Source organism: Streptomyces sp. NPDC048637, assembly GCF_040650675.1.
GTDB lineage: Bacteria > Actinomycetota > Actinomycetes > Streptomycetales > Streptomycetaceae > Streptomyces.
Genome location: NZ_JBEZHQ010000045.1, coordinates 46,332 through 68,026, shown reverse-complemented (window position 1 = coordinate 68,026; position 21,695 = coordinate 46,332). Strand labels below are relative to the sequence as shown.

Here is a 21,695-nt window from a genome sequence, read left to right as displayed (position 1 = left end):
GGCAGGGGTGCGGGACGTAAAGCGAAGCAGTCCCGCACCCCTGCCCCTCCGGCCCGTCACCGCACCCCGACAGCCCCGCGCAGCGGACCCCGCCCGCCGCGTGGGGGTACCTCCCACGCCCTTCAGACAGTGGGGGAGCAACAGCGAACAACCCCACGGCGGGAAAGCCGACAACGCACAGGAAGCCCCGCGACGGAAACACAACCACCACGACGGGGATTCCCGACCACGTGGGAGCACAGCCGAGCGCAGCGTCTAGGCTTACGGGCTGTGACCTCCGTGCGCCTACCGCTCTTCCCGCTGAACTCGGTGCTGTTCCCGGGACTCGTGCTCCCGCTGAACGTCTTCGAGGCGCGGTACCGGGCCATGATGCGGGACCTGAGTGCAGTGCCCGAGGACGACCGCCGCTTCGCGGTGATCGCGATCCGGGACGGCCGGGAGGTCGCCGCCACCGCGCAGGGCATGCCGGACAACACCGTGCCGGCCTCGGACGGTCCCGCGGCGGGCTTCGGCGACGACCCGATGCAGGCGTTCCACGCCGTGGGCTGTATCGCCGACGCGGCCACCATCCGGGAGAAGTCGTCCGACGACGACACCGGCTACGAGGTCCTCGCCACCGGCACGACCCGCTTCCGGCTGCTGTCCGTGGATGCCTCGGGGCCGTATCTGACCGGTGAGCTGGAGGAGCTGGAGGACGGCGAGGGAGAGGGCGCCGGCGCGCTCGCCTCCGGCGTCGTGCGGGCGTTCCGTACCTATCAGAAGCGGCTGGCCTGGGCGAACGAGCGGACCCTGTCGAGCGGGCAGGACCTGCCGGCCGACCCGTCCGTGCTGTCGTACCTCGTCGCCGCCGCGGCCGTGCTGGACGTGCCCGCCAAGCAGCGGCTGCTGGAGGCGCCGGACACCGCGGCCCGGCTGGCGCAGGAGCTGAAACTGCTTCGCCAGGAGTCGGCGCTGCTCGGTAAGCTCCCGTCGCTGCCGGCCGTGGATCTGACCCGGCAGCCGACCAGCCCCAACTGAACGACCGGCCCCCACCGACCCGAGGCGCGAAGACGTTGGCGAAGAAGTCCAAGAAGTCCGTCGGCACCCCTGCGACGGTCGCCCTCACCGCGGCCGGCGTCCCGTTCACCACGCACTCCTACGAGCACGACCCGGCCGCCCCGTCGTACGGCGAGGAGGCCGCCGAGGCCCTCGGTGTCGCGCCCGACCAGGTGTTCAAGACCCTGCTGGCGGAGGTCGACGGCGCCCTGACGGTCGCCGTGGTCCCGGTGTCGGGGTCCCTGGACCTCAAGGCGCTGGCGGCCGCGGTGGGCGGCAAGCGGGCCACCATGGCCGATCCGGCGGCGGCCGAGCGCAGCACGGGCTACGTCCGGGGCGGCATCTCACCGCTGGGACAGCGCAAGCGGCTGCGCACCGTCGTGGACGCCTCGGCCGAGGGCCGGCCGACGGTCTGTGTCTCGGCGGGGCGGCGCGGGCTGGAGGTCGAGCTGTCGCCCGAGGATCTGGTGGCGCTCACGGGGGCGCACCTCGCGCCGATCGCCCGCGGCTGAACGTACGGCGGGGCGGCCGGTGGGCCGGCCGCCCCGAAGGTCCGGGTGGCTCAGCCCTCGGAGGGCGGCCGCTGCTCGTGGTTCTCCCGGAGCCACTGCGGCACCTCCGGCTGCTGTTCCTGCTGTTCCTGCTGCCCCTGGAGCCAGTACGGCACCTCCGGCTCCGGGTCGGGCGGCCCGAACAGCGCGGACAGCACCAGCTGGGTGAGCATCGCCCCGATCGGCCAGGCCAGCAGGGCGCCCTTGGCCTGCAGCCGCAGCGGGCCGTCGAAGGCCACGCCGGGGCCGACGTCCCTGGCGTGCGCGGCCACGTCCGGCGAGGGGCCCAGCCACATTCCGGTCAGCCAGCCCAGCGCCGCACCGAGCAGCCCGCCCACGACCAGCGCCACGACCAGCGGCATCCCGCCCCGCCGGCGGAAGAGGAAGACCGCGGCGGTGGTGAGCACACCGAAGCCGAAGGCCAGCAGGAGGAAGGTGCCGTCCGCGCCGATGGACTCCTCGCCCTCGGTGTTCTTGAGGTAGACGTTGCGGGTGTCCGCGATCAGCGGGACATGCGGCGCGAGCCAGTTCCACAGCAGGCCGAGCAGCACACCGGTCACCGCGACCAGGAGCGCGATCAGCGCGCCCTCGCGCAGCTCACGGGCCAGCTCGGGGCCGACGGGACCGCCGTGATCGGCTGCGGGCGCGGCCTCGGGGTTCCGGGGCTCTTCGGGCGGTTGGTTGTCGCGGGGCGTCAGCGGTGCGGTCACACCGTCATCGTGCCAGGTGGGGCTGGTGGGACCGGAAGCAGGACGCCCGTTCGGTGTGGTGGGACCGCTCATCGGGTCGCCGCCCGGCGGTAGGCCCAGGTGGCGACGGCCAGCGAGAGCACCCCGACGGCCGCGCAGACGCCCAGGTCGGCGCCGACCGCGACCCAGTCCGGGTGCGGGTCGAAGCTGCGCGCCAGCGCCTCCACGCCATAGGTCGAGGGCAGCAGATCACGGGCCCAGCCGATCACCCCGGGCATCCGCTCGGCCGGCAGGACGCCCAGCAGCAGCGCCGCCGACATCCCCAACTGTCCGCAGAGCGTGGCGAGTTCCTGGCGCGGGGCGAGCAGGCCGAGGGCCGCGCCGAGGCCGGCCAGCGCCGCCCCGGCGAGCGGGAGCACCGCGGCCAGCACCCACAGATGGGTCATCGGCAGCTGGAAGAGCACACAGCCGGTGACCGCGGTGACCACCGTCCCCGGCACGGTGAACGAGGCGTACGCGGCGGCGGCGCCGAGCACCACGGCGGCCGGCGGTACCGGCAGCGTCGCGTAGTGGTCGAGCCCGCCGCCGGCCCGCAGCTGGCCGAAGTACTGGGCGAGAAGGTTGAGCGCCACGAAGGCGACGACCAGCACGCTGGAGCCGGACACCACCGACCGCGCCGGTTCGCCGCCGTCGACCACACCGCGCAGCAGGACCATGATCCCGATGGACTGGAAGGTCGCGACGAACAGCAGCGGGATCCGAGCGACCCGGGCCCGGGACAGCTGGGCACGGTAGACGGCGACCAGCGCGGGCACCAGACGGGCGCGCGGCGCCAGCGGAGCGGCCTCCTCGTCTCGCGCCCCGGTGGCCGGGGCCGCCCCGGCCACCGCCTGCACGGGAACCACACTCACGCTGTCATCACGCCTTCCTCGCTGCCCCCGTGGTAGTTCATACGTCCGCCGGAGCGGTCCCCGTTCACGCCTTGACCAACCCCTCGGCCCGGCCGCCAAGGGCCAGGTACACATCTTCCAGGCTCGGCGTGGCGAGGGTGAAGTCGTCGAGGGCGGCGAAGGCGGGGCCCGCGGTGACGGCGGCGACGGCGGAGCGGGCCCGGTCGGCGGGGAGGCGGAGGGTCCAGCGGCGGCCGGAGGCGTGTGCGGCGGCTTCGAGGGCGGCGACCTCCGGCACGTCCAGCGGCGGGCGGTCGCGCCACACCAGCTCCAGCCGCACCTCGTCGCTCACCATTTCCTTCAGCCCGCCGGGCGTGTCACAGGCGATGACCCGGCCGCGGTCGATCACCGCGACCCGGTCGAGCACGCTCTCGGCCTCCAGGACGTTGTGGGTCACCAGCACCACCGTGACACCGCGCTCGGCCCGGCGCCGGTCCACCGCGGCCCATACGGCGCGCCGCGCGACCGGGTCCATACCGGTGGTGGGCTCGTCCAGCACCAGCAGCGGCCGCTCGCCGATCAGCGCGGTGGCGAAGCAGGCCAGCCGGCGCTGTCCGCCGGACAGCTTCTTCAGCGCCCGTCCGGTGAGGTCCGCGAGGCCCAGCTCGTCGATCACCGCGTCCCGCTCGGCGCGCGCCTCGCGGGCACCGAGGCCGCGCAGCCGGCCGGTGGTCTCCACGGCCAGCGCGACGGTCATCTCGTCCAGGGCGGTGGACTCCTGTCCCAGGTAGCCGAGCAGCCGGGCGGCCCGCTCCGGGTGGCGCACCAGGTCATGGCCCAGTACGGAGATACCGCCGGAGTCGGGGCGCAGCAGTCCGGTGAGCTGGCGCACCAGGGTGGACTTGCCGGCGCCGTTGGGGCCGAGCAGCCCGAAGATCTCTCCGCGGTGCACATCCAGGGTGATGCCGTCGTTGGCCCGTACGGCGGGCGCCTGCGCCGCCCCGCGGCGCCCGCGCATCGCGGGGTATGTCTTGACCAGGTCCCGCACGGCGCACACCGGCACTCCGCGCTCCACCTGTTTTGCGCCCGTCCTCACGAGCTATGAGGGTACGCGTCCCCGGCCCGCCTCCGGCCCGCGGGGCTCCGGCGGGCGAGCCGGAACCGGGGCATTCCGGGACGTCAGTCCCCTGCCGGGGCGTGCTCGGCGGCCGTCCGCAGATCGACCTCGCGCCAGAAACCGGCCCGGATCGCATAGCGGTCGTGCTCGTCGATCTGGTCGTCCTTGTGGGCGAGCAGCCCGAAGCGGGCGGCGTAGCGCAGCAGTTCACCGTCGATCCGGTGCGGGATGCGCGGGTACTCGGTGGACAGCTGCTGGAGATGCGCGGCCTCGGAGAGCCGGTCGGTCCAGCGGCGGGCGAAGACCTGGCCGACCTCGAAGGGGTCGCCGCTGACGGCGGTGATGTCCTCCTCGCGGTCGGCCCAGCGCTGCTCGGCGCTGGTGAGCTGGGCGAGGGTCGGCAGGGCGGCGGTCCCGTCCGGCTCACCGGCCGGTCCGCCGCGCTCGACCCATCCTTTGTCGGAGGACCAGCGCAGGGTGGCGCCCGCCGCGGGTGCCGGCCCGCCCGTACCGGCGGGCTGCTGGCCCGCGGCGTGGGCCCGGCCGAGTCCGGCCAGGTCCTTGGGGGTGGGCACGACCTTGGAGCCGGCGGCGCCGGGCTCGCCGCCGGCGGCCGTCCCGCTCTCGGTGCCGGCCGCCGGTCGGGAGACGCCATTGGCGCCGTTGTGGTCATGGGTGTGCTCGGCGGACTCCGGTCCGGCCGCTGCTGCCGCCGCGGCGGCCGCGGCCGCTACCGCGGACTCGGGCAGCGGCGCGGAGAGGATCGCGGCGATCTCGGGGCGGGGTACGGGCGGCGGGGCGCAGGGGCCGCCGAGTTCCTTGGCGCGTACCGCGCGGGTGATCCAGCTGCGGTCCAGCACCCGCCGCTCATCGGCCTCGGCGACCAGGTCCTCGGACTGGTTGTAGTCGCCGTCCGCGGCCTGGACGGCCCACAGGTGGACGGCGACACCGTGCTCCTTCGCCGACATCAGACCGGGCAGCAGATCGCCGTCACCGGTGACCAGCACGATGTCGGAGCAGGCGCGGTTACGGGCGAGTTCGGTCAGCTCGGCGTGCATGGCGGCGTCCACGCCCTTCTGCGCCCAGCGGCCGTCACTGCGGGTCAGGGCACCCAGCCGGACGGTGACCCGGGGCATCACCCGCAGCCTGCGGTGCTCGGGCTGCGGGACGCGGTCGGGGGCGCCGTCGAACCAGTAGATCCGCAGCAGCGGGCGTTCGGTCTCCGCCTCGGCGCGCTGGCGCATCCCCTGGATCAGGGCGGCATGGTCGACGGTGATCCGGGAACGTGCGGGCTCTCCGGCGAGCAGACTCGCGGCGGCACCGAGCAAATACCCGGCGTCCACCAGGACGACGCAGCGATCCACGTTCCACCCTCTTCCCTGAGGTGCTGAAAGTCCGGTCGCCCCCCGGCTCGGCCCATGGCACGAGTTTCTTCGGCTTTCCTTCGAGTCTGCCCGACCGTGCGGGCGTTATCTGCCCGAACTCGATCATCGGCGTGGCGGATTCAGCGGGGACGTCGAGCACGGTGCGTGATCAACCATATAACGCACGGTAATTGCCCGAAATGCAGGCGTCTGTCCGCCATGTAAGTCTGGTTCCGGCCCAGATCCCGGATTCCCCCTTCAGGAGGCAAGATCATGGCCAAGGACAAGAAGCAGGACCGCAGTCAGCAGCAGAAGGCCTCCCCGGCCGAGCGCGGCCAGCAGGAGGCCCAGAAGGCGAGCTTGGAGGCACAGTCCCAGGCGCGGTCACAGGCGCAGGGCAGCCCGGCGGATGTTGCACGTAAGCACCAGCGGCGCTTCGGTCACAACTGATCTATGCCGCACGGAAGTTGAGGGGCGCGTCCACAACGGGCGCGCCCCTCGGGGTAACCGCGGCCCCTCCGGGGCCGGCCGCTCAGCCCGCCAGACAGGACGGGCCGAGCAGCACCTTCAGATCGCCGAACAGCGACGGGTCGGGCGTGACCCGGTGCCGGTCCAGCCGGAGCACGGTCGTCTTGCGCGCCCCCTGCAGCTTGATCCGCACCTCCGTGGAGCCGCGGTGACTGCTGAGCACCTCGCCGAGCTTCTCGACCATCGGCGGGGTGACCTTGACCGTCGGAATGGTGATCGTCACGGGGGCGTTGGTGCCGGCCTCCGAGAGGTCGGGGACCATCATCTCCATGGCCACCAGCCGCGGGATGTCCTCCCGCTTGTCGAGGCGGCCCTTGACGAAGACCACGGTGTCCTCAACGAGTTGGGTGGACACCAGCTGGTAGGTGGCCGGGAAGAACATGCAGTCGATGGAGCCGGCCAGGTCCTCGACGGTGGCGATGGCCCAGGCGTTGCCCTGCTTGGTCATCTTGCGCTGCAGGCCGGAGATGATGCCGCCGATGGTGACGATCGACCCGTCCGAGTAGTCGCCACCGGTCAGCTGGGCGATGGCGGCGTCGGCCTTGTCGGACAGCACGTGTTCCAGACCGAAGAGCGGGTGGTCGGAGACGTAGAGACCGAGCATCTCGCGCTCCTGGGCGAGGAGATAGGTCTTGTCCCACTCGACGTCGGAGAACTCGATGTCCAGCCCGAAGCCCGGCCCCTCGTCGGCGCTGTCGTCGCCCATCCCGCCGAAGAGGTCGAACTGCCCCTCGGCCTCCTTGCGCTTGACCTGGACGACGTTGTCGATCATCGGCTCATAGTGGGCCGTCAGCCCCTTGCGGGTGTGGCCCATCTCGTCGAAGGCGCCGGCCTTGATCAGTGATTCGGTGGTGCGCTTGTTGCAGACGACCGCGTCGACCTTGTCGAGGTAGTCGGGGAAAGAGGAGTACTTCCCCTTCGCCTTGCGGCAGCGGATGATCGAATCGACGACGTTCTGGCCGACGTTACGGACCGCCGTGAGGCCGAAGAGGATCACATCGTCGCCCTGGGCGGCGAAGTTCGCCTCCGACTCGTTGACGTTGGGCGGCAGCACCTTGATGCCCATGCGCCGGCACTCGTTCAGATAGACCGCCGACTTGTCCTTGTCGTCGCGCACGGAGGTCAGCAGCGCGGACATGTACTCGGCGGGGTAGTTGGCCTTGAGGTAGGCGGTCCAGTAGGTGACCAGGCCGTACGCGGAGGAGTGCGCCTTGTTGAAGGCGTAGCCGGCGAACGGGACCAGGACGTCCCACAGCGCCTGGATGGCCTGGTCGGAGAAGCCCTTCTTCTTTGCGCCCTCCTGGAAGAGCACGAAGTTCTTCGCCAGCTCCTCGGGCTTCTTCTTGCCCATGACGCGGCGGAGGATGTCGGCCTCGCCGAGGGAGTACCCGGCGATGATCTGGGCGGCCTTCTGCACCTGCTCCTGGTACACGATGAGGCCGTGGGTGAGGCCGAGGACCTCCTTGAGGGGCTCCTCCAGCTCCGGGTGGATCGGGGTGATCTCCTGGAGGCCGTTCTTGCGCAGCGCGTAGTTGGTGTGCGAGTCCATGCCCATCGGGCCGGGACGGTACAGGGCCGAGACGGCGGAAATGTCCTCGAAGTTGTCGGGCTTCATCAGCCGCAGCAGCGAGCGCATCGGGCCGCCGTCGAACTGGAAGACACCGAGCGTGTCACCGCGGCAGAGCATCTCGTAGGTCTTGGGGTCGTCCAGCGGGACGGTGAGCATCTCCAGCTCGACGCCCTTGTTCTTCCGCACCATCTTGACGGCGTCGTCCATGATGGTGAGGTTGCGCAGGCCCAGGAAGTCCATCTTCAGCAGGCCGAGCGACTCGCACTGGGGGTAGTCCCACTGCGTGATGGTGACGTTGTCGGTGTGCCGGACCCAGACCGGGGCGTGGTCGACGATGGGCTCGCTGGACATGATCACGCCGGCCGCGTGCACACCCATCTGCCGGACCAGGCCCTCGACGCCCTTGGCGGTGTCGATGACCTTCTTCACGTCCGGTTCGCTCTCGTACATCCCCCGGATCTCGCCCGCCTCGCTGTAGCGCGGGTGCTTGGGGTCGGTGATGCCGCTGAGGTCGATGCCCTTGCCGAGGACGTCCGCGGGCATCGCCTTGGTGAGGCGGTCGCCCATGGCGTACGGATAGCCAAGGACCCGCGCGGAGTCCTTGATGGCGTTCTTGGCCTTGATCTTGCCGTAGGTGCCGATCATGGCGACCTTGTCGGCGCCGTACTTTTCCGTGACATACCGGATGACTTCGACGCGCCTGCGCTCGTCGAAGTCGATGTCGACATCGGGCATGGAGACACGCTCGGGGTTGAGGAACCGCTCGAAGATCAGTCCGTGCGTGATCGGGTCGAGGTCGGTGATGCCCATGGCGTACGCCACGATCGAACCGGCCGCGGAGCCTCGGCCGGGGCCGACCGCGATGCCGTTGTTCTTGGCCCACATGATGAAGTCGGCGACGACGAGGAAGTAGCCGGGGAACCCCATCTGGATGATGATGTCCATCTCGTACTCGGCCTGCTTCTGCCGGTCCTCGGGGACCCCGCCCGGGAAACGGCGCTGCATGCCGACCCGGACCTCCTCCTGGAACCAGGTGACCTCCGTGAAGCCCTCCGGGATGTCGAACTTCGGCATCAGGTCGCGCTTCTCGAACATCCCGTCGGTGTCGATCTGCTCGGCCACCAGGAAGGTGTTGGCGCAGCCCTCCTGCCAGGCGTCCGAGGAGTCGATGGCGTACATCTCGTCCGTGGACTTGAGGTAGTAGCCGGTGCCGTCGAAGCGGAAGCGGTCCGGGTCGGAGAGGTTCTTGCCGGTCTGGATGCACAGCAGGGCGTCGTGGGCCGTGGACTCGTGAGCGTAGGTGTAGTGCGAGTCGTTGGTGACCAGCGGCGGGATACCGAGCTTCTTGCCGACCTCCAGCAGGCCGTCGCGGACCCGGCGTTCGATCTCGATGCCGTGGTCCATCAGCTCCAGAAAATACCGGTCCTTGCCGAAGATGTCCTGGTACTCGGACGCGGCCTTCAGCGCCTCGTCGAACTGGCCGAGCCGCAGGCGCGTCTGCAGCTCACCGGAGGGGCAGCCGGTCGAGGCGATCAGGCCCTCGGACCACTGGGCGATGGTCTCCTTGTCCATCCGCGGCCACTTCGTCAGCCAGCCCTCGGCGTACGCGTCCGAGGACAGCCGGAAGAGGTTGTGCAGACCGGTCTTGTTCGCCGCCCAGATCGTCTTGTGCGTATAACCACCGGAACCGGAGACGTCATCGCGCTTCTGGTGCGGCTGGCCCCACTGGATCTTGCGCTTGTTGCGCCGCGACTCCGGCGCCACATAGGCCTCGATGCCGATGATCGGCGTCACCCCGGCCTTCTTCGCCGAGTGGAAGAAGTCGTAGGCGCCGTGGAGGTTGCCGTGGTCGGACATGGCGATATGCGTCATGTCCATCTCGTTGCACGCCTTGAACATGTCCGACAGCCGCGCCGCACCGTCCAGCAGTGAGTACTGGGTGTGGACATGCAGGTGCGTGAAGGGGGGCCTGGACGGGGCTGCCACGGCGGAGGACCTCCGGGAAAACGGTCGGTGGGGGCGCCTCCCCAGCGAGGGCCGGGAGGGGCGGATGGTGGTCTCGAAGTCTACGGCTCCCCACTGACAATCGGCGGGCACCGACGAGTAGCCTCGCGCGTTGTCAGTGACAGATCCGCTCCCGGCCACCGCCGGGGGATCTGTCACGGATACCCGTACCGTTCCGCACCTCAGGAGGCACCCAGCGATGCCGTCCCAGCACGCCCCGGCGCAGGACGCCGCGCAGCGCGGCGAGGAGATCCTCGCCGTTTTCGACACCGCCTTCGGGGAGCTGCTCGCCGCCGACCCCGCAGCCTTCCGTGTGAAATTCCGGAAGATGGCCGCCTCCGCGTTCGCCTTCTACCGGGGCACGGCCTGTCTGTTCTACCGGGACCTGGAGGCGTACGCCGCACAGGACGGCGACGGCAAGGACAGCGGCCCGTATCTGGACGAGCGGACCGCCCGGGTGTGGATCCACGGCGATCTGCACGCCGAGAATTTCGGCACGTACATGGACGCCACGGGCCGGCTGATCTTCAACGTCAACGACTTCGACGAGGCGTACGTCGGCCCGTTCACCTGGGACCTCAAGCGCTTCGCCGCCTCGGTCGCGCTGATCGGCTACGCCAAGGCGCTCAGTGACAAGCAGATCACCGACCTGGTGCGCACCTACGCGGCCGCCTACCGGGAGCGTATCCACGCGCTGGCCTCCGGGACGAAGGGCTCCGACCGGGACGAGCTGCCGCCCTTCTCGCTGGACACCGCCGAGGGCCCGCTGCTGGACGCGCTGCGCGACGCCCGCTCGCTGACCCGGTTCGGGCTGCTGGACTCGATGACGGAGATCCGCGACTTCGAGCGGCGCTTCGCGGCGGGCGGCGGCAGCGTCGAGCTGGACGCGGCGACCCGCTACAAGGTCCTCGCCGCCTTCGACGGCTATCTGGAGACGCTGCCGGAGTCGAGCCTGGACCGCCCGGACTCCTACCGCGTCAAGGACGTGGTGGGCCGGCGCGGCATCGGCATCGGCTCGGCCGGTCTGCCGTCGTACAACATCCTGCTCGAGGGCAACAGCGACGCCCTGGAGAACGATGTCGTGATCTACATGAAGCAGGCGCAGACCCCGGCCGTCTCCCGGCACATCACCGACCCCGAGGTCCGCGGCTATTTCCAGCACGAGGGCCACCGCACGGTGATCTCGCAGCGCGCCCTGCAGGACCACGCCGACCCGTGGCTGGGCTGGACCGAACTCGACGGCGCCGGCCAGCTGGTCGCCGAGATCTCGCCGTACGCGGTCGACCTGGACTGGTCCGACATCGACGACCCGGAGGAGATCGCGGCGGTGGTGGCCGACCTGGGCCGGGCCACCGCGACCATGCACGCCGCCGCGGACGACGAGAGCGGCCACTCCCTGGTCCCGTTCTCGACGGAGCGCGCCATCGACGCGGCCATCGCGGCCGACGAGGAGGGCTTCGCGTCGCTGCTGGTGGACTTCGCGCACTCCTACGGCGCCCGCGCCCGCGCCGACCACCAGGTCTTCGTGGACCTCTTCCGCAACGGCCGGATCCCCGGCCTGTAGAGGCCACGGACCCGAGGCGTGCCGTACGCCCCGTATCGTCCGGTGCGTACGGCTTCGGGCCCCCTTAGCCGCCGCTTATCCCCGCCCATGGCACACTCGGCTGCGATGGACATTTCGGCAGCACACCTGCGGGCACTGCGCGCGGCGCTCTTCACAGCGCTGTGCGTCACGCTGTCCTCGGCGTCCCATGTGCTGCTGTCCCGTATGCCGCTGCCGCTGACCACCGTCGCCGTGCTCAGCGCCACCGTGTTCGCCCTCGCCTATGCGCTGGCCGGCCGGGAGCGCGGCTACTGGCGCATCGCCGCGCTGCTGGTCCCCCTGGAGCTCACCGCCGATCTGGTCTTCAGCCTCGGTCAGCACACCTGTTACGGGGCGGCCGGCGGCCCGGTCGCCGGCCCGCTGCGCTCGCTCGGCGTGGATCTGCTGTGCGGCGGCGACCCGGTCGGTGCACCGCTGACCCGGCTGCCCCAGGACCAGGCCGGGCCGGTGAGCAGCTGGCTCGTCCTGCTCGCGGTGCATCTGGCCATCGGGCTGCTGGCCGCGGGCTGGCTGCGCCGCGGTGAGGCCGCGCTGGGCCGGCTGCTGGGCGCGGTGGCCGGCTTCGCCTTCCGCCCGCTGCTCCTCGCCGTCGCGGTCATCGGCGCCACCGCCCCGCGCCGCCCGGCGCCCGCTCCCGTACGGTCCGGGCATCCCGCCCGCACCGTGCCCCTGCTCGTGCACTGTGTCGTGCGCCGTGGGCCGCCCTGCGCGCTCGCCGCGTAGGCCACAGCACACACACCCGTCCCACGGATCCTCCCGGAGCAGGAACAGTCATGAGCAACCGCAACAACCAGGCCAACAAGCAGGCAGCCCGCGAGCGGCTGCGCGCCGAGCGCGAGCGGCAGGCGAAGAAGGACCGGCTCCGCCGGCAGCTGATCGTCGGCGGCGCGATCGTCGGCGTCCTGGCGATAGCCGGCGGTATCGCGGTGGCCGTCGCCAACATGGGCGACGACGGGGACGGCCCGCTGGTCAAGCCCGCCAACACCAGCGGCGCCAAGGGCACCACGATCGTCGTCGGCAAGCCCGAGGCCAAGAACACCCTGGACCTCTTCGAGGACCCGCGCTGCCCCGGCTGCGCCTCCTTCGAGCAGGCCGTCGGCGCCACGGTCGAGAAGGACATCAAGGACGGCAAGTACAAGGCGTCCTACCACCTGGGCACGTTCCTCGACGGCAACCTCCAGGGCACCGGTTCCAAGAACGCGCTGAACGCGCTGGGCGCTTCCCTCAACGTCAGCCCGGACGCCTTCCTGAAGTACAAGTACGCGCTGTTCTCGAAGGAGTTCCACCCGGAGGAGACCGGGCCGGACAAGTTCGCCGACGACAGCTACCTGATCAAGGTCGCCGACACTGTCCCCGCACTCAAGGGGAACGCCGCCTTCCAGAAGGCCGTCAAGTCGGGCACGTACGACCGCTGGGCGCTGGAGGTGTCCGAGGCCTTCAACTCCGTCAAGGACGTCAAGAGCACCCCGACGATCAAGCTGAACGGCACGGTGCTGGGCACGGACGGCCCACAGGGCAAGGCGGCACCGTCCAGCCCGGCCGCCTTCAACTCCCTGGTGAACAAGGAACTGAAGAAGTGATGTAGGCGAAGGCCGGCCTCCGTGCTGCCTTCTTCGGCCGGCGTGCTCCGTGCACGCCGGCCGATGCCAAATCTTGACCCGCCCCGGTGCCGCGCACATGGCAGACTCCCGACCGTGCAGGCGACGGGAGGACGTCCCGGGACCCGCCCGGCGGCCGCGCCGGGGGTCCAGCTCAGGGCGGTGCGGGCGGCGTTGTTCACCGCGCTGTGCACCACCTTGTCCGCGGGCTCCCATGTCCTGCTCTCCCAGGCCCCGCTGCCGCCCGCGTCGGTCGTCGCGATCTGCGCCGGCGTCTTCGCCGCGGCCTATGCGCTGACCGGACGGGAGCGTGGCTACGGCCGGATCGCGGCGCTGCTGGTGCCGCTGGAGCTGGCCGCCGACACCGTCTTCACCGCCGGACAGCACACCTGTTACGGCGGGGCCGGCGGCCCGGTCACCGGCCCTCTGCGCTCGGTCGGCGTCGATCTGCTGTGCGGGGGCGGCGAGTTGGGCACTCCGCTCGCCAGAATCGCGGCCCATACGGGCACCCCGCTGCCGCCGGTGCCGACGGCAGCGCCCTGGCTGCTGCTCGCCGCCCATGTCGCCGTCGGCCTGCTCGCCGCCGGCTGGCTGCACCGCGGTGACGCCGCCCTGGACGCCCTGCTGCGGGCCGCCGCGGCCGGCGCCTGCCGCCCGCTGCTGACCGCGGTCGCGGTGGTCACCACCGTCTTCGCCCCGCCCCGCCGGCAGATCCGCCCGCTGCACCCGCTGCCGCCGGCCCGTCCGCTCCCCCTCCTCGTGCACTGCGTTCGGCGCCGCGGCCCTCCCCGGCCGGCCGCCGCCTGACCAGTCCGCAGCAGTCACGACACCCCTGAGGGACGGAACCCCCCATGAGCAACCGCAACAACCAGGCCAACAAGGCCGCGGCCCGCGAACGCATCCGGGCCGAGCGCGAGCGCCAGAAGAAGAAGGAGAAGCTGCGCCGTCAACTCGTCGTGGCCGGGGCCCTCGCCGGAGTCCTGGTGGTGGCCGGCGGCGCCGGCTTCCTGGTGATGAAGGCCAACGAGCCCAAGGGCTGGGAGGCCGCCAAGGAGGCCAAGCCCGTCGCGCCCGCGAACACCCAGGGCAAGAACGGCACCGAGATCCTGATAGGTGACAAGAACGCCAAGGAGACCCTGGAGGTCTTCGAGGACATCCGCTGCCCGTCGTGCGCGTCCTTCGAGCAGAGCACCGGCGAGGCGCTGCTCAAGGACATCAAGGACGGCCGCTACCAGGTCCGCTTCACCATGTACACCTTCATCGACGACTCTCCGGCCGGCGGCGAGGGCTCGAAGAACGCGCTGAGCGCGCTCGGCGCGGCCCTGAACGTCAGCCCGGAGGCGTTCTTGAAGTACAAGACGGCGCTGTACTCCACCAAGTACCACCCCGAAGAGCAGGTGGACACCTACGGCAAGGACGCCGAGCTGCTCAAGGTCGCCTCCGCGGTGCCGGAGCTGAAGAACAACAAGGCGTTCGAGACGGCGGTGAAGAAGGGCACCTACGACCGCTGGGCGATGGACATGACCGCACTGTTCGGCCGTAAGGGCGTCCGGGGCACGCCCACCTTCATGCACGGCGACAAGAAGCTGACGATTCCCCAGGTCCCTCAGCAGCAGATGACGCAGCAGCAGTACAACCAGCTCGCGCAGACCAACTTCAAGAAGATGATCGACCAGGAGTTCGGCCCGGCGAAGGGATCCGGGAAGCCGGACCCGGGCAAGGACGGCAGTAAGGACGAAGACGGTTCGAACGGCATTCGCGAGGGCGAAAAGGACCCCTCGGGCACTCGCTGAGTACCTTTCGGACAACGGGTGGGCGAATTCTCGGAGTTCCCGTGAATTTGCCCTCCCGGGGCCACTTACCGACCAGTAGGGTGAGCGGCCGTGACCGATCATGACCAGATCTCGCGCCGCACTGCCGTCACGGCCGTAGCCGCCACCGCCGCACTTCTGCCGTTCGCCGGCGCCGCCACGGCGCACGCCCAAGAGTCCCCGGACCAGGCCCGGTTCTTCCAGCACGGAGTCGCCTCCGGTGACCCGCTCCCGGACGGTGTCCTGCTGTGGACCAGGGTCACGCCGACCCCGGCGGCCACCCCCGGCTCCGGCCGGGGGCCGGCCACCAAGGTGAGCTGGCAGGTGGCGGCCGACAAGGACTTCGCGTCCGTCGTCGCCCGGGGGAGCCTGACCGCCTCGGCCGCCGCCGACCACACCGTCAAGGCGGACGTCCGCGGCCTGCAGCCCGCCACCCCCTACTACTACCGCTTCACCGTCGACGGGCAGCACTCCCCCGTCGGCCGGACCCGCACCACCCCGGCCCACGACACCACCGCCGGCAACGTCCGCTTCGGCGTGGTCTCCTGCGCCAACTGGGAGTCCGGCTACTTCTCCCCGTACCGGCACCTGGCCGCCCGTACCGACCTGGACGCGGTGCTGCATCTCGGCGACTACCTCTACGAGTACAAGTCCGGCGAGTACCCGGAGTTCAAGTACGTCGTCCGCCCGCACTCCCCCGCCCACGAGCTGCTGACGCTCGCCGATTACCGCATCCGGCACGGCGTCCACAAGACCGACCCGGACGCGCTGGCCATGCACGCCACGCACCCGGTCATCGCCATCTGGGACGACCACGAGTTCGCCGACAACGCCTGGAAGGGCGGTGCCACGAACCACACGCCGGACAGCGAGGGCTCCTGGTCCGCGCGGATGGCCGCCGCGAAGCAGGCGTACTTCGAGTGGATGCCGGTGCGCCCCTCGATCGCCGGCACCACCTACCGCAGGCTGCGCTTCGGCACCCTCGCCGATCTGCACCTGCTGGATCTGCGGTCGTTCCGCGACGAGCAGGCCAAGCCGGGCAGCGGCGCGGTCGACGACCCGAGCCGTACGCTCACCGGGCGGGCCCAGCTGGACTGGCTCAAGGCCGGCCTCGAACGCTCCGACACCGCCTGGCGGCTGGTCGGCACCTCGGTGATGATGTCGCAGGTCGCCTTCGGCGCCGTCCCCGCGAAGCTGCTCGGCCCGCTCGCCGAGATCCTCGGGATACCCAAGGAGGGTCTGGCGATCAACACCGACCAGTGGGACGGCTACACCGATGACCGGCGCGAGCTGCTGAGCCACCTCAGCGACCGCGGTATCGACAACACCGTCTTCCTGACCGGTGACATCCACATGGCCTGGGCCAACGAGGTGCCGCTGCAGGCGGCGACGTACCCCGCCGACCGCGCGGTGGCGACGGAGTTCGTGGTCACCTCCGTCACCTCCGACAACGTGGACGACTTCCTGCATGTCGCCCCGCACACGATCTCGCTGGCCGGTGTCGCCGCCCTGAAGGCCGCCAACCGGCACGTGAAGTGGCTGGACATGGACTCCCACGGCTACGGGGTCCTGGACGTCAGCGCCGAGCGTACGCAGATGGACTACTTCGGGATCTCCGACAAGACCGATCCGCAGGCCACCAGCGCGCTGCTGCGCTCGTACCGCACCCGGTCCGGCACCCAGCAGATGGAGCGGGCGGACCAGCCGGCCGGCTAGCCGAGCATGTCCCGGGCCTCGCCGGCTTCCCGGATCACAGGCCGGCGAGGAAGCCCAGCGCCACCTTCCAGGCGCGCTCCGCGGCCTCTGCGTCGTAGTCGGGCAGCTCGGGATCGGTGAAGAGGTGGCCGGCGCCGGCGTAGCGGAAGACCTCTACGTCCGCGCCGGCCCGGCGCATCTGGAGATACCAGGCGTTCAGCCAGTCGTGCGGCTCGTACGGGTCCGGGTCGGCGACATGCAGCTGCACCGGCAGCTCGTCGGCGACAGTGTCCTCCGCGATGTCCGAGGTGCCGTGCAGCAGGAGCAGCCCGCGGGTCTTCTCATCGCCCAGTGCGAGGTTCTGGGCGACCGAGCCGCCGAAGGAGAAGCCGGCGTAGACCAGCCCGCGGTCGGAGTACGGCGCCACGGCCGTGATGGCCCGCTTGAGCAGCTCCTCCTTGCCGATCTCGTCCTTGATGAGAATGCCGTCCGGTACCGAGTCGGCGGTCCGGCCGTCGAACAGATCGGGGACGATCACCTCGTGTCCGGCGGCCCGCAGCCGGTCGGCCGCGGCATGCACCGCGGGTCGCAGCCCGCACACCGAATGAAACAGCACAATCGTCGAAAGTCCGCTGGTCGAGGACTCGGTGGAGGCCGGCACTGACATCACTTCCCTGGAGTTGGATCGCACTGCCCCATCGTGCCAGCTACGGTCGACAGGACCGGCAGGAGCACACCGCACGCACCACAGCGAGGAGGAACACCGTGTCCCTGGAGGCCGTGCTGCGTCCGATCGTCGTCGTCGGCGGCTCGATCGTCCTCACCCTCATCCTGGTCTGGCTCACCGACCGCGCCCTGCGCCGGATCGACGCCGCCCACCCGGAGACGCCCTTGTGGGGGCTGCTGCGCCGCTGCCGGATACCGCTGCAAGTGGCACTGTGCACGGCCCTGTTGCGCGGCTCGTACGACGAGACCCGGCTGAAGATCGCCGAGAACCATGAGGCGGGCATCGCCCGGGCGCTGACCCTGGTCCTGATCGCGGCCACCGCCTGGCTGGTGGTCCGGGCCGCGGCGGCGATCGTCGAGTCGTCGTACTCGCGCTATGCGGCCAGCGGCCGGGACGCGGCGCGGGTGCGGCGGGTGCGGACCCAGGTGACGCTGATCCAGCGGGTGGTGACCGCCGTGGTGATCGTCGTCGCGGCCGCCTCGATGCTGCTGACGTTCCCGGAGATGCGGGCGGTCGGCACGTCCATGCTGGCGTCGGCCGGGCTGCTCGGCATCGTCGCCGGTATAGCCGCCCAGTCCACCCTCGGCAACCTCTTCGCGGGGCTGCAGATCGCGTTCGGTGACATGGTGCGCATCGGGGACACCGTCGTCGTGGACGGCGAGTGGGGCACCGTCGAGGAGATCACACTGACCTCGCTGACCGTACGGACCTGGGACGAGCGCCGGATCACCATGCCGGTGTCGTACTTCACCGGCAAGCCGTTCGAGAACTGGTCGCGCGGCGGGGCGCAGATGACCGGCACGGTCCTCTTCCATCTCGACCACAGCGCGCCGGTGGAGAAGATGCGCCAGCAGCTGCTCGAAATCCTCCAGGAGTGCCCGGACTGGGACGGCAGGTCCTGGAACCTGGTGGTCACCGACACCACCCCGTCCACGATCGTGGTGCGGGCGCTGGTCACCGCCCGGGACGCGGACACCCTCTGGACCGTGCGCTGCGAGGTCCGGGAGCGGATGCTGGAGTGGCTGCGGACCGAGCACGCCTATGCGCTGCCGCGGATCAGCACCGCGCCCGCCCCGCCCGGGGTCCCGGAGGCCCGCCACGGCGAGTCGCCGGACGCCCGGCGACTGTCGAAGGACTGAGGGGCGCGGCCGCCCGCCCGCACCCCGGCGTCACGGGGTGTGCCGCAGACTGCGCATGTCCAGATGCCGCAGCACCCGGTCGACGATCTCCGGGTCCGCACCCGGCTCACTGCGCGCGGCCAGCACCTCGTGCCGGGCGGCCGAGAGCATCTCGCCCTGGATGCGCTGCACCTTCTTCATCCGGTGGATGCGCTTCTCGAAGAGCTCGCGCCGCTCGTCGTCGACGATGTCCGGCGCGATCCGGGCGCCCATGTCGTACGCCCGGCGCGACAGCTGGTCGCTGACCTCGTCCGGCAGCTCCTCGACCTCCAGGATCTCCTTCAGCCGCCGCTTGGACGCCTTGATCACCCGGATCGCCAGCTCCCGCTCCAGTGCGTCGACGGCATCGGTGTCGGCCCGCACCCGTAGCCTGCGCACCAGCCAGGGCAGGGTGAGGCCCTGGACGAGGAGGGTGCTGAGCACCACCGCGAAGGCGATGAAGAGGATGTCGTCGCGGACCGGGAAGCCGTCGCTGCCGTCGATGCTGTAGGGAATGGCCAGCGCCAGCGCCACGGACGCCACCCCGCGCATCCCCGACCACCACATGATGAGCGTCTCCCGCCAGCTCATCGGGATCTCCTCGTCGTAGTCGCGGAGCTTGTGCATCCGCTTGGCCAGCCAGGCGGCGGGCAGCAGCCACAGCAGCCGGACGCCGACGACCACCCCGACGACGGCGGCGCCGGCCCCGAGCAGCTGCCCCCAGCGCTGCGACGCGGCGCCGAAGATGTTGTGCAGCTCCAGCCCGATCAGCCCGAAGGCGACGCCGGTGACGAGGGTGTCGACGACCTCCCAGAAGGTGTAGCCGGCCAGCCGGCCCATCACATCGTCCGCGTCGACGGCGTACTCGGCCAGGAAGAGCGCGCAGGTCAGCACCGCGAGCACACCTGACCCGCGGAACTCCTCGGCCAGGACATAGGCGACGAACGGCACCAGCAGCGTCAGACCGATCTGCAGCGTCGGGTCCCCGAGCAGCCCCATCAGCTTGTTGGTGACCCAGCCGAGCGCCAGGCCGACCGCTATGGCCACCACCGCGGACAGCACCAGCGAGCCGACCGCGGCGGGCAGCGAGAAGGTGCCGCTGATGGCCGCGGCGAGGGCCACGTGGTAGAGCACGATCGCGGTGACGTCGTTGAACAGCCCCTCGCCTTCCAGGATGGAGACCAGCCGGCGGGGCAGCCCGAGCTTGCCGGCGACGGCGGTCGCAGCGACCGGGTCGGGCGGTGCGACCAGCGCACCGAGCACCACCGCCGCGGCCACCGGCATCCCGGGCACCACCGCCTGGGCGACCGCGGCGACCGCGGCGGTGGTGGCGAAGACCAGCGCCACGGCGAGCAGGAAGATCGGCCGGAGATTGGCGGTGAACTGCCGCCAGGAGGTGCGCTGTACGGCCGCGTAGAGCAGCGGCGGCAGCACCACCGGCAGGATGAACTCGGGCGGCACCTCGACGTTGGGCACGAAGGGCAGCAGTGCCAGGACGGCACCGGCGAGGGTCATCAGCACCGGTGACGGGAGCCCCAGCCGGTCACCGACCGGAACCATGACCACGGCTCCGAGCAGCAGGACGAACATCAGAGCCAGCTGGTCCACGGTGGCTACGCTCCGGGGTCGGATCCGGTCAATTTCCGCCCCCAGCCTGCCACGAAGCTGCCGGTTGCCCGCCGTGTCGGCACCGGGAAAGCCGCTGCGTCAGCTGCTCTCGTCCCGGACGGTGTCGAGCGCGTGCTGCAGATCGTCCGGGTAAGAGCTCTCGAACTCGACCCAGCGGCCGTCCGAGGGGTGCTCGAAGCCCAGCCGGACCGCGTGCAGCCACTGCCGGCCGACGCCCAGCCGCTTGGCGAGCGTGGGGTCCGCGCCATAGGTCAGATCGCCGACGCAGGGGTGGCGGTGCGCGGCCATGTGCACCCGGATCTGGTGGGTGCGGCCGGTCTCCAGCTTGATGTCGAGCAGGCTGGCCGCCCGGAACGCCTCGATGAGGTCGTAGTGGGTGACGGACGGCTTGCCCTCGGCGGTGACCGCCCACTTGTAGTCGTGCTGGGGGTGGCGGCCGATGGGGGCGTCGATGGTGCCGCTCATCGGGTCCGGGTGGCCCTGGACCAGGGCGTGGTAGCGCTTGTCGACCGTACGCTCGCGGAACTGCTGCTTGAGCAGCGTGTAGGCGCGCTCGGACTTGGCGACGGTCATCAGGCCCGAGGTGCCGACGTCCAGGCGGTGCACGATGCCCTGGCGCTCGGCGGCGCCGGAGGTGGAGATGCGGTAGCCGGCCGCGGCCAGACCGCCGATGACGGTCGTTCCGCTCCAGCCGGGGCTCGGGTGGGCGGCAACCCCGACCGGCTTCATGATCACGACGATGTCGTCGTCATCATGGACGATCTCCATGCCCTCGACGGGCTCGGCGACGATCTCGACGGGCGGCGCGGCCTGCGGCATCTCGACCTCCAGCCACGCGCCGCCGTGCACCCGCTCCGACTTCATCACCTCGGATCCGTCGACCCGGACCTTTCCGGCGGCGGCGAGTTCGGCCGCCTTCGTACGGGAGAAGCCGAACATCCGGGCAAGCGCGGCGTCTACGCGCTCGCCCTCCAGGCCGTCCGGTACGGGCAGGGTGCGGATCTCGGGAATGGTGCTCACCCCACGAGTATGGCAGTCCCACCATGGTGTCCTGCCCGGCGGCCGGGGCCGGGACGGGCGGACGGCTCCGGAGGGGCCGGTCAGTCCTTGTGCACGGTCCCGTCGGGGTCCAGCCCCCGGAAGGAAAGGATCACGATCAGCACGCCACCGCAGACGATCGCGGAGTCGGCGAGGTTGAAGACCGCGAAGTGCGCCGGTGCGATGAAGTCGACCACCGCACCCTCGAAGACGCCCGGCGCACGGAAGATCCGGTCGGTGAGATTGCCGAAGGCGCCACCGAGCAGCAGCCCGAGCGCGATCGCCCAGGGCAGGCTGTAGAGCTTGCGGGCGATCCGGGCGATCACCAGGATCACGGCCGCCGCGATGATGGTGAGGAAGATCGTCAGCGCCTCGCCCATGCCGAACGCGGCGCCGCGGTTACGGATCACCGTGAACCGCAGCAGCGTCCCGATCACCTCGATGGGCGCGTGATGCTCCAGCTTCGCGACCACGAGGAGCTTGCTGCCCAGGTCGAGCAGGTAGACGAGGAGCGCGACCAGCAGCAGCGCGACGATCCGCCGCTTACCGCGGCCCTTGCCCTGCTCCGGCTGCACCGGACCTCCCCCTTCGGACCCCGTCGTGGGATCCGCTCCGGTACCCGGCTCGGGTTCCGGCGTACCGGTGATGCGTTCCGCCTCTGCCACGTGTGAGTCCCTCAGCCCGTTGTG

Annotated in this window: 19 protein-coding genes; 10 read left to right on the top strand and 9 right to left on the bottom strand. The window is 70.9% G+C overall.

Annotation, left to right across the window (positions count from 1 at the left end):
• Positions 1-270 precede the first annotated feature (270 nt).
• Positions 271-1,017: an LON peptidase substrate-binding domain-containing protein gene (locus AB0C46_RS35425; RefSeq protein WP_362833045.1), complete on the top strand. Its 747-nt coding sequence runs from the start codon at positions 271-273 to the stop codon at positions 1,015-1,017.
• 35 nt (positions 1,018-1,052) lie between these two features.
• Positions 1,053-1,547 (top strand): Cys-tRNA(Pro) deacylase, encoded by a 495-nt coding sequence (gene ybaK / locus AB0C46_RS35420; protein ID WP_362833044.1) that lies wholly within the window; start codon positions 1,053-1,055, stop codon positions 1,545-1,547.
• A gap of 50 nt (positions 1,548-1,597) precedes the next feature.
• Here ybaK and AB0C46_RS35415 read toward each other — a convergent pair whose 3' ends face one another.
• From AB0C46_RS35415 to AB0C46_RS35400, 4 genes are all read right to left on the bottom strand, one after another.
• Entirely contained in the window at positions 1,598-2,296 is a 699-nt protein-coding gene (locus AB0C46_RS35415) for an ABC transporter permease (protein WP_362833043.1), read from the bottom strand.
• A 68-nt stretch (positions 2,297-2,364) separates the two neighbouring features.
• Positions 2,365-3,171 carry an ABC transporter permease gene (locus AB0C46_RS35410; RefSeq protein WP_362833052.1) on the bottom strand — a complete coding sequence of 269 codons (807 nt, stop codon included), beginning with the start codon at positions 3,169-3,171 and terminating at the stop codon, positions 2,365-2,367.
• Between the two features lie 79 nt (positions 3,172-3,250).
• On the bottom strand, positions 3,251-4,183 hold the full coding sequence (locus AB0C46_RS35405) for an ABC transporter ATP-binding protein (protein WP_362833050.1): 933 nt from the start codon (positions 4,181-4,183) through the stop codon (positions 3,251-3,253).
• Positions 4,184-4,344: 161 nt separating this feature from the next.
• Positions 4,345-5,646 carry an NYN domain-containing protein gene (locus AB0C46_RS35400; RefSeq protein WP_362833042.1) on the bottom strand — a complete coding sequence of 434 codons (1,302 nt, stop codon included), beginning with the start codon at positions 5,644-5,646 and terminating at the stop codon, positions 4,345-4,347.
• A 273-nt stretch (positions 5,647-5,919) separates the two neighbouring features.
• Between AB0C46_RS35400 and AB0C46_RS35395 the strand changes: the two genes are divergently transcribed.
• Positions 5,920-6,096 (top strand): hypothetical protein, encoded by a 177-nt coding sequence (locus AB0C46_RS35395; RefSeq protein ID WP_362833040.1) that lies wholly within the window; start codon positions 5,920-5,922, stop codon positions 6,094-6,096.
• An 82-nt stretch (positions 6,097-6,178) separates the two neighbouring features.
• On the opposite strand, the gene dnaE is transcribed toward AB0C46_RS35395, so the two are convergent.
• Positions 6,179-9,730 (bottom strand): DNA polymerase III subunit alpha, encoded by a 3,552-nt coding sequence (dnaE, locus tag AB0C46_RS35390; RefSeq protein WP_362833039.1) that lies wholly within the window; start codon positions 9,728-9,730, stop codon positions 6,179-6,181.
• Between the two features lie 217 nt (positions 9,731-9,947).
• Here dnaE and AB0C46_RS35385 point away from each other — a divergent pair, with 217 nt between their 5' ends.
• The 6 genes from AB0C46_RS35385 to AB0C46_RS35360 all read left to right on the top strand — a co-directional run bounded on the left by AB0C46_RS35385 (position 9,948) and on the right by AB0C46_RS35360 (position 16,476).
• Positions 9,948-11,312 (top strand): DUF2252 domain-containing protein, encoded by a 1,365-nt coding sequence (locus AB0C46_RS35385; RefSeq protein WP_362833037.1) that lies wholly within the window; start codon positions 9,948-9,950, stop codon positions 11,310-11,312.
• A gap of 105 nt (positions 11,313-11,417) precedes the next feature.
• Positions 11,418-12,074 (top strand): hypothetical protein, encoded by a 657-nt coding sequence (locus AB0C46_RS35380; protein WP_362833036.1) that lies wholly within the window; start codon positions 11,418-11,420, stop codon positions 12,072-12,074.
• A gap of 50 nt (positions 12,075-12,124) precedes the next feature.
• Positions 12,125-12,931 carry a thioredoxin domain-containing protein gene (locus tag AB0C46_RS35375; RefSeq protein WP_362833035.1) on the top strand — a complete coding sequence of 269 codons (807 nt, stop codon included), beginning with the start codon at positions 12,125-12,127 and terminating at the stop codon, positions 12,929-12,931.
• A 114-nt stretch (positions 12,932-13,045) separates the two neighbouring features.
• Positions 13,046-13,756 (top strand): hypothetical protein, encoded by a 711-nt coding sequence (locus AB0C46_RS35370; RefSeq protein WP_362833034.1) that lies wholly within the window; start codon positions 13,046-13,048, stop codon positions 13,754-13,756.
• Between the two features lie 44 nt (positions 13,757-13,800).
• A complete protein-coding gene (locus AB0C46_RS35365) occupies positions 13,801-14,742 on the top strand; it encodes a thioredoxin domain-containing protein (protein WP_362833032.1) in 942 nt (313 codons plus the stop codon).
• Between the two features lie 90 nt (positions 14,743-14,832).
• Positions 14,833-16,476: an alkaline phosphatase D family protein gene (locus AB0C46_RS35360; protein WP_362833031.1), complete on the top strand. Its 1,644-nt coding sequence runs from the start codon at positions 14,833-14,835 to the stop codon at positions 16,474-16,476.
• 34 nt (positions 16,477-16,510) lie between these two features.
• On the opposite strand, the gene AB0C46_RS35355 is transcribed toward AB0C46_RS35360, so the two are convergent.
• Positions 16,511-17,122 (bottom strand): dienelactone hydrolase family protein, encoded by a 612-nt coding sequence (locus AB0C46_RS35355; protein WP_362833049.1) that lies wholly within the window; start codon positions 17,120-17,122, stop codon positions 16,511-16,513.
• A gap of 104 nt (positions 17,123-17,226) precedes the next feature.
• Between AB0C46_RS35355 and AB0C46_RS35350 the strand changes: the two genes are divergently transcribed.
• The gene (locus AB0C46_RS35350) at positions 17,227-18,321 is read left to right on the top strand and encodes a mechanosensitive ion channel domain-containing protein (RefSeq protein ID WP_362833048.1); all 1,095 of its coding nucleotides are present in this window, start codon (positions 17,227-17,229) and stop codon (positions 18,319-18,321) included.
• Positions 18,322-18,351: 30 nt separating this feature from the next.
• Here AB0C46_RS35350 and AB0C46_RS35345 read toward each other — a convergent pair whose 3' ends face one another.
• From AB0C46_RS35345 to lspA, 3 genes are all read right to left on the bottom strand, one after another.
• Positions 18,352-19,947: a Na+/H+ antiporter gene (locus AB0C46_RS35345; RefSeq protein ID WP_362833029.1), complete on the bottom strand. Its 1,596-nt coding sequence runs from the start codon at positions 19,945-19,947 to the stop codon at positions 18,352-18,354.
• Positions 19,948-20,046: 99 nt separating this feature from the next.
• Complete coding sequence (locus AB0C46_RS35340) at positions 20,047-20,988, bottom strand: RluA family pseudouridine synthase (protein WP_362833028.1); 942 nt, start codon at positions 20,986-20,988, stop codon at positions 20,047-20,049.
• Between the two features lie 80 nt (positions 20,989-21,068).
• Entirely contained in the window at positions 21,069-21,671 is a 603-nt protein-coding gene (gene lspA / locus AB0C46_RS35335) for a signal peptidase II (protein WP_362833026.1), read from the bottom strand.
• Positions 21,672-21,695 lie beyond the last annotated feature (24 nt).